At 68.1% G+C, this 10,326-nt stretch carries 8 protein-coding genes and 1 tRNA gene; 8 read left to right on the forward strand and 1 reads right to left on the reverse strand.

What is annotated here, in order from left to right; translation table 11 throughout:
• The 8 genes from KIT53_RS13525 to KIT53_RS13560 all read left to right on the forward strand — a co-directional run bounded on the left by KIT53_RS13525 (nucleotide 1) and on the right by KIT53_RS13560 (nucleotide 9,937).
• Nucleotides 1-1,134, forward strand: a complete 1,134-nt coding sequence (locus KIT53_RS13525) for an acyl-CoA dehydrogenase family protein (RefSeq protein ID WP_297753279.1) — start codon at nucleotides 1-3, stop codon at nucleotides 1,132-1,134.
• 22 nt (nucleotides 1,135-1,156) lie between these two features.
• Nucleotides 1,157-2,152 carry a tripartite tricarboxylate transporter substrate binding protein gene (locus KIT53_RS13530; protein WP_297753282.1) on the forward strand — a complete coding sequence of 332 codons (996 nt, stop codon included), beginning with the start codon at nucleotides 1,157-1,159 and terminating at the stop codon, nucleotides 2,150-2,152.
• A gap of 1 nt (nucleotide 2,153) precedes the next feature.
• Nucleotides 2,154-2,972 (forward strand): enoyl-CoA hydratase/isomerase family protein, encoded by an 819-nt coding sequence (locus KIT53_RS13535; RefSeq protein ID WP_297753284.1) that lies wholly within the window; start codon nucleotides 2,154-2,156, stop codon nucleotides 2,970-2,972.
• A 10-nt stretch (nucleotides 2,973-2,982) separates the two neighbouring features.
• Nucleotides 2,983-3,858 (forward strand): MaoC family dehydratase, encoded by an 876-nt coding sequence (locus KIT53_RS13540; protein ID WP_297753286.1) that lies wholly within the window; start codon nucleotides 2,983-2,985, stop codon nucleotides 3,856-3,858.
• Between the two features lie 9 nt (nucleotides 3,859-3,867).
• Nucleotides 3,868-6,015, forward strand: coding sequence for an acetate--CoA ligase family protein (locus KIT53_RS13545; protein ID WP_297753288.1), 2,148 nt, complete (start codon nucleotides 3,868-3,870; stop codon nucleotides 6,013-6,015).
• Between the two features lie 2 nt (nucleotides 6,016-6,017).
• Nucleotides 6,018-6,983: a nitronate monooxygenase gene (locus KIT53_RS13550; protein ID WP_297753291.1), complete on the forward strand. Its 966-nt coding sequence runs from the start codon at nucleotides 6,018-6,020 to the stop codon at nucleotides 6,981-6,983.
• 47 nt (nucleotides 6,984-7,030) lie between these two features.
• Nucleotides 7,031-8,278, forward strand: coding sequence for a serine hydrolase domain-containing protein (locus tag KIT53_RS13555; RefSeq protein WP_297753293.1), 1,248 nt, complete (start codon nucleotides 7,031-7,033; stop codon nucleotides 8,276-8,278).
• A gap of 273 nt (nucleotides 8,279-8,551) precedes the next feature.
• On the forward strand, nucleotides 8,552-9,937 hold the full coding sequence (locus tag KIT53_RS13560) for a hypothetical protein (protein WP_297753295.1): 1,386 nt from the start codon (nucleotides 8,552-8,554) through the stop codon (nucleotides 9,935-9,937).
• A gap of 123 nt (nucleotides 9,938-10,060) precedes the next feature.
• On the opposite strand, the gene KIT53_RS13565 is transcribed toward KIT53_RS13560, so the two are convergent.
• Nucleotides 10,061-10,136: transfer RNA gene (locus KIT53_RS13565), tRNA-Asn, on the reverse strand.
• Between the last annotated feature and the right edge of the window lie 190 nt (nucleotides 10,137-10,326).

Here is a 10,326-nt window from a genome sequence, read left to right on the forward strand (position 1 = left end):
ATGAACTTTGAATTGAACGAAGACCAGGTGCAGTTGCGCGACAGCGTGGAGCGCCTGCTGTCGGACAACTACGGCTTTGAGCAGCGCCGTGCCATCGCCGCCAGCGAAGGCGGTACCAGCCCGGCGGTGTGGCGCCAACTGGCCGCGCTCGGCGTATGCGGCCTGCGCATCGCCGAGGCCGATGGTGGTTTCGGCGGCCGCGCGACCGACCTGCTGCCGGTGATGCAGGTCTTTGGCAAGGCCTTGCTTAACGAACCTTTCCTGGCCAGCGCCGTGCTGGGCGCGACGGCGCTCTCCGTGGCTGGCGACGCGGCGGTGCGCGCCGAATGGCTGCCGCAGGTGGCCAGCGGCGAACGCGTGCTGGCCTGGGCGCACGACGAGGCGGGCGCGCGCCATGCACCGCTGTGGGTGGAGACCACCGCTCGCCAGATGGACGGGCAGTGGCGCCTCTCGGGCAGCAAGTGTTTGGTGCTGCACGCGGCGCAGGCCGACGCCTTCGTGGTCAGCGCACGCCTCTCGGGTTCGCCGCAAGACAACGACGGCCTGGGCCTGTTCCTGGTGGAGGCCCGCTCGCCCGGGCTGGTGTGCCGCAACTACACCCTGGTGGACGACACGCCCGCGGGCGAGCTGCATCTGGACGGCGTCGTCGCGCGTGCGCTGGGCGATCCGCGTGGTGCGGGCGCGGCCATCGCCTCGGTTCAGCGCGCCGGCCTCGCCGCCGTGTGTGCCGACGCCGTCGGCGCCATGGAAGGGGCCTACCAGCTCACCACCGCTTACCTGAACACGCGCAAGCAGTTTGGGCGCCTCATTGGCGAGTACCAGTCGCTGCGCCACCGCGTGGCCGAAATGATGGTCGACCTGGAGATCGCGCGCAGCATGGCTCTGCTCGCAGCGGCTGCCATCGACGACCCCGATTCGGTGCAGCCGGGCGATCTCGCGCGCGCCAAATACATCATCGGCCAGCACGGCCGCACCCTGTGCCAGAACGCCATCCAGTTGCATGGCGGCATCGGCATGACCGAGGAGTACGCCGTGGGTCACTACCTGCGGCGCATCACGGTGATCGACCAGTTGTTCGGCGACAGTGCGAGCCAGCTCTCGCACCTGGCCGCGCAGCCGTTAGCCCCAACCTGACCATCACAACAGGAGACAAACCATGAAGTTCCCGGCCTTTCGTCCTACCGCCTTCCTGGCATCCTTCGCCGCCGCCGTGGGCGTGTCTTTCAGCATGCCGCTGACGGCCAACGCGCAGTCGGGCGACTTTCCGAACCGCCCGATCAAGCTCATGGTGGCCACCGCGCCCGGCGGCAGCGCCGACGCGACCGCGCGCATGATCGCCGAAGGCCTCACCCAGGCCTGGGGCCAGCCGGTGGTGGTGGAGAACCGCACCGGTGCCAACGGCATGATCGCCGCGCAGGCGCTGACCAAGTCGCCAGCCGATGGCTACACCATCTACATGTCGCTCAGCAGCATCGTGCAGAACCTGCTGCTGCAGCCCAACCCGGGCTACCGCATGGAAGAGCTCACGCCGGTCTCCATGGTCGCGGTGCTGCCTATCGCACTGGCCGCACCGTCGCAACTGCCGGCCTCCAATCTGGCCGAACTGCTGACGATGGCCAAGCAGAAACCTGGCAGCGTGAGCTACGGCTCTTACGGCGTGGGTTCGGGTGCGCACATCATCGGCGTGGCCCTCAACAAGAAGGCCGGCGTGGACATGACGCACATCCCCTACAAGGGCGAGACGGATTCTTTCGCCGACCTGGTCAACGGCCGCGTGACCACCGCCTGGGGCTCGGTCGGCTTCTACGCCAACCACCTCTCCGGCGGCAAGGTCAAGCTGCTGGCAGTGGCCAGCCCGCACCGGCTCAAGGCGTTTCCCAATGTGCCCACACTGGGCGAGGCCGGCTATCCCGAGGCCAACCTGGCGGGCTTCACAGGCCTGTTCCTTCCCACCGGCACGCCGCCGGCCATCGTCAACAAGTACGCGCAGGGCGTGGCCAAGGTCCTGGCCACCCCCGAAGTGCAGGCCAAGGTGGTGAGCTTTGGCTGGGAACCCATGACGAATACGCCGGAAGCCTTCAAGAAGCAGCTCGACGAGGAGATGCAGAAGTGGTCCACGGTCATCCGCGAGAACAACATCAAGCTGCAGTGACATGAGCACATTCGAGACCATTGCCTACGAGGTGTCCGGTGGCGTGGCCACCATCACGCTGAACCGTCCCGAGGCCAAGAACGCCATCAGCCCGACGCTCTCGCGCGAACTTGGCGAGGCGGTGCTGGAGGCCAAGGCCGACCCGGCGGTGCGGGCGGTGGTGCTCACGGGCGCCGGTGGCGCCTTCTGCGCCGGCGGCGACGTGCGTGGCATGAACGACGCCGGCCCGCGCACGTCGGCGCAGGTGCGTGCCGGCATGGAACGCTACCGCCGCACCACCGAGGCGCTCATCAACATGGACAGACCGGTCATCGCGGCGGTGGACGGTGTGGCCTACGGCGCCGGCTTCAGCCTGGCGCTGCTGGCCGACATCGTGCTGCTGAGCGACCGCGCACGGCTGTGCATGGTCTTCCAGCGCATCGGGCTGATACCGGACTTCGGTGCCCTGTACACGCTGCCACGCTGCGTGGGCCTGCAGCGGGCAAAGGAACTGGTGTTCTCCGCCCGTGAGATCGGCGCGCAGGAGGCGCTGCAAATGGGCATCGCCATGGAGGTGTTGCCGCCGCAGGACCTGATGCCCCGGGCCCTGGCCATGGCCGCCAGCTTCTGCGGCGCGTCCGAAGCCGCCCTCAGCCTGGCCAAACGTGGTCTCAATGCATCCCTGGGCAGCGACCTGGCCACCATGCTGGAACTCGAAGCCACCGGACAGGCGGTGGCCGCCAGCAGCGACTACCTCAAGGAATCCGCCCGCCGCTTTGTCGCCAAGGAGCCGCCGCAGTTCCGCTGGCCGGCCCGTGAACCTTTCCCCGAGAAAAACTGAGCCCTCCCTCATGCTTGACTACCAGAAAACGCGCCATCTGAAGTTCGACGATGTGCGCCACACCTACACCACGCGCGACACCATCCTCTATGCCCTGGGCATAGGCTTCGGCGCCGACCCGCTGGACCGCGGCGAGCTGCGCTTCGTCTACGAGAAAGACCTGCTCGCCGTGCCGGTGATGGCCAGCGTGCTGGCCTCGCCGGGTTTCTGGATGCGTGAGCACAAAGAGCTCGGCATCGACGCCGTGAAGCTGGTGCACGGCGAACAGGCCGTGAGCCTGCATGCGCCGTTGCCGGCGGCCGGCACGGTGATCGGGCGCACCCGCGTCACGCGCATCGTGGACAAGGGCGAGGGCAAGGGCGCCATCATCCAGACCGAGAAGCAACTTTTCGACGCCGCCAACGACCAATTGCTCGCCACCGTGGAGCAGTCCGTGTTCTGCCGTGGCGACGGCGGCTTTTCCAAGGTGGGGGGTGGTGGTGACGAACCCGGGCCCGCGCTGGTCGCCACGCCCGAGCGCGCGCCCGACATCAGCGTGGACCTGCCCACGCGCGCGGACGCGGCCTTGCTCTACCGCCTCTCGGGCGACCTCAACCCGCTGCACGCCGACCCCGACATCGCCACGCGCGCGGGCTTCCCCAAACCCATCCTGCATGGCCTGGCCACCTACGGCGTCACCTGCCGCGCGCTGCTGGCCGCCTTCTGCGGCAACGATCCCGCGCGGCTCAAGGCGATGCGCACGCGCATGTCGTCTCCCGTGTACCCGGGCGAGACGGTTCGCGTGGAATGCTGGCGCCAGCCCGATGGCGTCGCTTTCCGTGCCCGCGTGCCCGAGCGCGACGTGGTGGTGCTCTCCCACGGACACGCCGAGATATCTTCTTCCTGAACACCCGTCATGCCACCCGTTTCCAGCCGTCCCGTCTACCGCCGCGAACAGACCCGCCGCCTCATCGCCCCCGCCAGCATCGCCATCGTTGGCGCTTCCGCCAATCCCGCGTCCTTCGGAGCCCGCACGCTGGGCAACCTGCACAGCTTTGGCGGCCCCATCCACCTCATCAACGGCAAGTACAAGGAGATCGACGGCCGCGCCTGCCACGCCTCGTTGTCTGACCTGCCCGAGGTGCCGGACTGCGCCTTCGTCGCCGTGCCGCGCGACGGCGTCAAGGCGGTGGTGGAAGAATGCGTGCGCCTGGGCGTGGGTGGCGTGGTGATCTTCGCCTCCGGCCTGGGCGAGAGCAGCAACCCCGCGCACCAGGCCCTGCAGCGCGACATCGTCGAACTCACGCGCCACACCGGCACCCGCCTGCTGGGCCCCAACTGCCTGGGCATGATGAACGCCGTCAATGGCGCGCTGGGCACCTTCACCCACATCCCCGTGCGCCTGCGCATCGAAGGCTGCCGCTCCATCGGCCTCATCAGCCAGTCGGGTGCGCTGGGTGTGGGCATGGCGCAGGCGGTGGAGCGGGGCGTGTCTTTCAGCCACGTGCTGACCTCCGGCAACGGCTGCGACGTGGACGCGGCCGACCAGATCGCCTACCTCGCGGAAGACCCCGACTGCGATGCGATCGCCTGCGTGTTCGAAGGCGTCACCGACCCCGGCCGCCTGATCGAGGCCGGCGAGATCGCCCGCCGCGCGGGCAAGGCCGTGGTCGTCTACAAGATTGGCACCAGCGAAAGCGGTGCCGAGGCCGCGCTCTCTCACACCGGCGCTCTGGCCGGTTCGGCCGCCGGCTACAACGCCTTGTTCGAGCGCGCCGGCTTCGTGGTGGTGGATCAGTACGAACACCTGCTGGAGGCAGCGGCCTTCTTCGCCAAGGCGCCGCCGGCCAAGGCCGATGGCGTGGCCGTGCTCACGCCATCGGGCGGTGCCGGCATCATGGCGGCGGACCAGGCCGAGGTGTTCGGCGTGGAGCTGCCCCAGCCGGGACCCGCGCTGCGCGCGGTGCTGGAGTCCCACATCCCGGAGTTCGGCTCGTCGCGCAACCCTTGCGACGTCACGGCCCAGATCCTCAACAACCCGGCCTCCTTCCCCGCCTGCGCCGAGGCCTTCCTGCAGGAAGCCCACATCGGCGCCATCGTCACCCCGTACACCACCGCCATTCAGGCCAGCGCCCAGCGCAACATCGACCTGGGCAGGCAGGTGCGCGCGCACGGCAAGATGGCCTGCATCTTCGAGCTGACCGGCTGGATGGAAGGGCCCGGCGTGCGTGACATGGAAATGAGCCCCGACCTCGCCGTCTTCCGCTCCACCGCCAGTTGTTTTCGCACGTTGTCCGCCTGGCACCAGTGGTCGCGGCGCCAGGCACAGCCGGCCGATGCCGGCGAGCCACCCGCGCTCACCCCCGCGCAGCGCCAGGGTGTCGAAGCGGCGCTGCAGGCCGCCGGTGCCGAGCGCACCCTGCCCGAAGGCCCGTCGCGCCGCGTGCTGGAGGCCTGCGGCGTGCCGGTGGTGAACAACCAGCTCGTGAATTCGGCCGAAGGCGCCGTGGCCGCCGCGGGTGTGCTGGGCTACCCCGTCGCGCTCAAGGTCGAGACGCCGGACCTGCCGCACAAGACCGATGCCGGCGTGCTGCGCCTGAACCTCAAGGACGAGGCCGCCGTGCGCGAAGCCTACGCCGCCATCATGGCCAACGCGCTCAAGGCCACCACCGCCGAGCGCATCAACGGCGTGCTGGTGCAACCCATGATCCCGCCCGGTGTGGAGATCATGGTGGGCGCGCGCGTCGACCCGCTGTTCGGCCCCATGGTGGTGGTGGGCATGGGCGGCATCCTGGTGGAACTGCTCAAGGACACCGCGGCCGCGCTGGCTCCGGTGAGCCCCGCCGCCGCGCACGAGCTGTTGCGCCGCCTGCGTGGCTACCGCCTTCTGCAGGGCTTCCGCGGCAGCGCGCCGGCCGACGTGGAGGCGCTGGCCGAGGCCGTCTCGCGCATCTCGCTGCTGATCCACGGCGAGCGCGAGCGCATCGCCGAGATCGACGTCAACCCCATCATCTGCGGCGCTACACGCGTGGTGGCGGTCGACGGTCTGGTCGTGAGGGCCTGAAGATGGCACTGCATCCCGAGCTGCGCGCCTCGCTGAGGCTGCCCGCCGTCTGCGCGCCCATGTTCCTGGTCAGCGGCCCGGAACTGGTGACCGAGGCCTGCAAGGCCGGCATCGTCGGCGGGCTGCCGCGCCAGAACGCGCGCAGCTTTGAAGAGTTCGACAACTGGCTGGGCAGCATCCGCCGCGCGCTGGATGAACACACGCAGCGCACAGGCCAGACCACCGGCCCGGTGGCCGTCAACCTGGCCACCCGCGTGCCAGAGGAAGAACTGGGCCGGCATTTCGACGCCTGCTCGCGCCATGGCGTGAAGATCGTCATCACCGTGGGTGGCGATCCCACGGCGCTGATCCGCCGCGCGCACGACGCCGGCCTGCAGGTGTTCCACGACATCACCTCCATCCGCTTCGCCGAAAAAGCCATCGCCGCAGGCGCCGACGGCCTCAACTGCATCGGCGCGGGCGGTGGCGGCCACTCCGGCACCATCAGCCACCTCGCGCTCATCCGCACCGTGCGCGCCATCTACAGCGGCACCATCGTCATGGGCGGTGCCGTGTCCGACGGCGCCACCATCCGCGCCGCCGAAGTCCTGGGCGCGGACCTGGCCTACCTGGGCACCCGCTTCATCGCCACCCAGGAGTCGCGCGCACCGCAGGCCTACAAGGACCTGCTGGTGTCACAGACCTCGGCCGACCTCAGCTACACCGACGGCATCGCCGGCGTGCACGCCAACTGGCTGGTGCAGTCCATCCGCGATGCCGGCCTGGACCCGCAGAACCTGCCCCGGCCCCTGGGCAAAAGCATGCGGCACGACCACCTGCCCGAAGGCGTTGCGCCCTGGAAAAACGTGTGGAGCGCAGGGCAGGGCATAGACCTCATTCACGACATTCCTCCCGTGCAGGCGCTCGTGCAGCGCCTGAGCGACGAGTACGACCAGGCGTGCGCGCTGCCGCCCTTCGCACTACGATAGGCCGGCCGGCGCCCAGGGCAGGCGCTGCCCACGTGGAGGAGACGAGCATGGGCTTGAACGAGACAGGCTGGCAGAACGCCCGGCGAGGCCGGGCCACCATCATGGCGCTGCTGGCAGCGGCGACCACTCTGGCGCATGCCGCGCCGGACGAAAGCTTTCTGGGCGCCGACGCGGGCTACCCGCGTGGCACGCCGCAGCAGGTGACCGAAGAGCGCTACAAGGTGGGCAGCTTCAGCGCCCTGGCCGAGATCCTGCCCAGCCGGCCCAGCCTCAGGGGCGGCCCGGTGTGGGTGCTGGAGGAGGGCAAGCCACTGCCCCCAGTGAGCTACAACTTTCGCGGCACCACGCTGCCGCTGGACGCCTACTTCGACCGCCGGCGCGTCACCAGCCTGCTGGTGCTGCACAAAGGCCAGATCCGCCTGGAGCGCTACCAGTACGGCCGCAACGCCGACCACCGCTTCGCCTCGTTCTCCATGGCCAAGAGCGTCACCGCGCTGCTGGTGGGCATCGCGCTGGAGCGTGGGTTGATCAAGTCGGTCGACGACAAGGCCGAGGTCTATGCCCCGGAACTCGCCGGCAGCGCCTACGGGGACAGCACCATCGCCCACCTGCTGCAGATGGCCTCTGGCGTGCGCTGGAACGAAGACTACAGCGGCCGCGACGACGTCAGCGACCTCTGGGGAGCGCTGTTCCGCGTGCACGCCGGCGGCAACCCCACCCAGGTGCTGACGCGGCGGCGCCCCATGGACGCCGAACCGGGCACACGCTTCAAGTACGGCACCGGCGAAACCCAGGTGCTCTGCCACGTGCTCAAGGGCGCTACAAAGCGCAACGCCGCCGACCTCACCACCGAATGGCTGTGGCAACCGCTGGGTGCCCAGGCCGACGCGGCCTGGCTCGTCGGCTGGCAGGACATCGAATACTGCGGCGGCGGCTTCAACGCCACCACCCGCGACTACGCCCGCCTGGGCCGCCTGCTCGCACTGGGCGGCCGGCGCGACGGCCAGCAGATCGTCCCCGAAGCCTTTCTGCAACGCGCCACCGACCACACCCGCCAGCCCCCAGGCTTTCGCCTCAACGAACCCGGCCCCCGCTTTGGCTACGGCTGGCAGTACTGGCTGGTGCAGGACGGCTTCCTCATGCAAGGCGTCTACGGCCAGATGGTCGCCGTCTTCCCGGCCCAGGATCTGGTCGTGGTCCACACCGCCGTCTGGCCCCGCTCATCCGACCCGGACGCGCGCGCGGAGCGCGACACCATGGTCCGGGCGCTGGTGACGACGTTGGCGCAGGAGTGAAACTCAAATCCTGATGCGCAAGGAGGATCAGGTTTGTCGCTGCAGCGGTCGTTGCGTGATGCTGGCAGATGCCGACACATGCCGGCCATCGTGTAGCGGCGCTGGACGCCGTCGTCATGTGAGGAGCCTTCGAAAGGAACCCCCCTTCGCTGTGGTAAGTTGAGCCCTTTTGCGTAGGGGGAGCCTGGAACCATGGGCACGCGAATCAACGGAAATGCGGCCGTATCGATGGCACTGGCACCTGCTGTCCTGATGCTGGCAGGATGTGAAACCATGAGCACAACGCCACGTCCGACGGTGGCCGAGTTGACGCCGACCCGCAGCGTTGCGCCCGCCGTGGTGGACAAGTCCTCGCCCGGGCTGCTGATGTTTCTCTTGTCGAATGCAGGCGTGGGCCCGTCTTCGGGTTGGCGCATCGAACTGCTGCGTGCCGAGCGCAGCCAGGGGTTCAGGCCCCAGGCCAGCAAATCCCTGCAGGTGGGCGAGGCGGCGCGATTTCTCCTGTGGGCGGACCGCTACCTGGTACGCGTCACAAACCGGGGCGACGAGATGTACCGAGGGTGGGTGGAGGTCCTGCCGGATCGATCCACCTCCTTGCTGGCCGACATAGGACTCCTGACTTCCGAGGTGAAACTGTTCCCTGCGGCCAACGATGGCATGACGCGCCTGGCGCTGAACGCCTCCGGCGTCGCAGTGCCCTGGCAGACCACCTTTGAGCCCTTCGAGCTCGTCAAAACCGGGGCACTGCAGGCCCGGTATGCCGGCCCGCAGTACCAGGGACAGGCGCAGGATGGCGGCGAACTTGTGCTGGTTCAGTCTGGCACGCCGGTCCTCACCGTGCGCAACACCCGTTTTGGCGCCACCACCATCGAAGGGGACATGCGCTTCGTAGACGGGCGGACCACGCAGGCCAGTCTGGGAGCGGATTTCCAGCTACCCGAAGGTGCACACACCACATGGCAGGACGGCCGCAGTTTTGTCGGCAGCTACCAGGGCGTACAGCCTTCTCAAGGCCGCTTGAGGCTGGCCGATGGCCGCCAATGGACGGGACCGGTGAGCCAACTGCGCCCCGCAGGCAGAGGACGCATGACTTGGTTCAACGGCGACTGGACGGATGTGCTGGATGGCAGCTCGGTCGAACAGTTGACGGGTACCTTTCAGTGCGGAGGAGAAACCGTGTCGGAAGGACAGTGCTACTACTTCGGAGGCAGAAAACTGGCATCGGCGCAGGAACTGGCGGGCTTGGTGGAGCAGCAGCGCCTGGCCGATGAAGCCGCGCGAGGCGCGCGCGCGATGGAAAAAGCGGCAGGTGCCACAGTGCCTGAGGCCGACGACAAAGCCAGTGGCTGCGCGCAGGCCAGCGGGCGTTTCGTTCTGAACGACGACAGTGGCACCGTACTGACACTACAAGGCCGGGGAAGCGGCAGTGGCCATCTGCGCCAGATCACGCGTGGGGGAGCCACCCGCTACCAGTTCGACATCGACTTCCGTTTTAGCGCCACCAAGAACGACATCCGCTTCGTATACGGTGAGGGCACGTACCGCGAGGCGGTGTCAGGCAAGGTGCTGCAGCGCATGAGTGTGCCCAGCGGCACCGTGCGCTGCAGCTTCGATGGGCAGACGCTGCTGATCGACAACAAGCGATATGTGTCGCGGTGAAGGCACCCCGGAAACTGGGCAGTTCTGTTGTTCGTCGCCAAGGCTGCGCTAGCAAACGTCTTACCAGCGACCCAAAAGCAGCAAGGCCTTCCGAAGAAGGCCTTGCAAATCGATCACTTATTCTGGCTCCCCGACCTGGACTCGAACCAGGGACCTGCGGATTAACAGTCCGTCGCTCTACCGACTGAGCTATCAGGGAACAGCCTCAGATTATAGCGCCATTTCGGGGCGTTTCCGGACGAGCGGTAATTTTCTGCTCGGGCGGGTTGGTGGTATCAGCCGTGAGGTGTCGAGACGGAGAGGCGCTGCCGGTCGTTGGGGTCTTCTTCTGTGCCCAGCACCACGAACTCATTGCATGCCGAGACGAAGCTTCGCGCGGCGTCGGCTCT

Source organism: Hydrogenophaga sp. (assembly GCF_026125785.1).
Taxonomy (GTDB): domain Bacteria; phylum Pseudomonadota; class Gammaproteobacteria; order Burkholderiales; family Burkholderiaceae_C; genus Hydrogenophaga.

What these genes read in the sequence shown, in the direction of transcription:
- KIT53_RS13530 (WP_297753282.1), top strand. Translation starts at nt 1,157, where the DNA reads ATGAAGTTCCCGGCCTTTCGTCCTACCGCCTTCCTGGCATCCTTCGCC.
- KIT53_RS13555 (WP_297753293.1), top strand. Translation starts at nt 7,031, where the DNA reads ATGGGCTTGAACGAGACAGGCTGGCAGAACGCCCGGCGAGGCCGGGCC.
- KIT53_RS13550 (WP_297753291.1), top strand. Translation starts at nt 6,018, where the DNA reads ATGGCACTGCATCCCGAGCTGCGCGCCTCGCTGAGGCTGCCCGCCGTC.
- KIT53_RS13545 (WP_297753288.1), top strand. Translation starts at nt 3,868, where the DNA reads ATGCCACCCGTTTCCAGCCGTCCCGTCTACCGCCGCGAACAGACCCGC.
- KIT53_RS13535 (WP_297753284.1), top strand. Translation starts at nt 2,154, where the DNA reads ATGAGCACATTCGAGACCATTGCCTACGAGGTGTCCGGTGGCGTGGCC.
- KIT53_RS13560 (WP_297753295.1), top strand. Translation starts at nt 8,552, where the DNA reads ATGAGCACAACGCCACGTCCGACGGTGGCCGAGTTGACGCCGACCCGC.
- KIT53_RS13525 (WP_297753279.1), top strand. Translation starts at nt 1, where the DNA reads ATGAACTTTGAATTGAACGAAGACCAGGTGCAGTTGCGCGACAGCGTG.
- KIT53_RS13540 (WP_297753286.1), top strand. Translation starts at nt 2,983, where the DNA reads ATGCTTGACTACCAGAAAACGCGCCATCTGAAGTTCGACGATGTGCGC.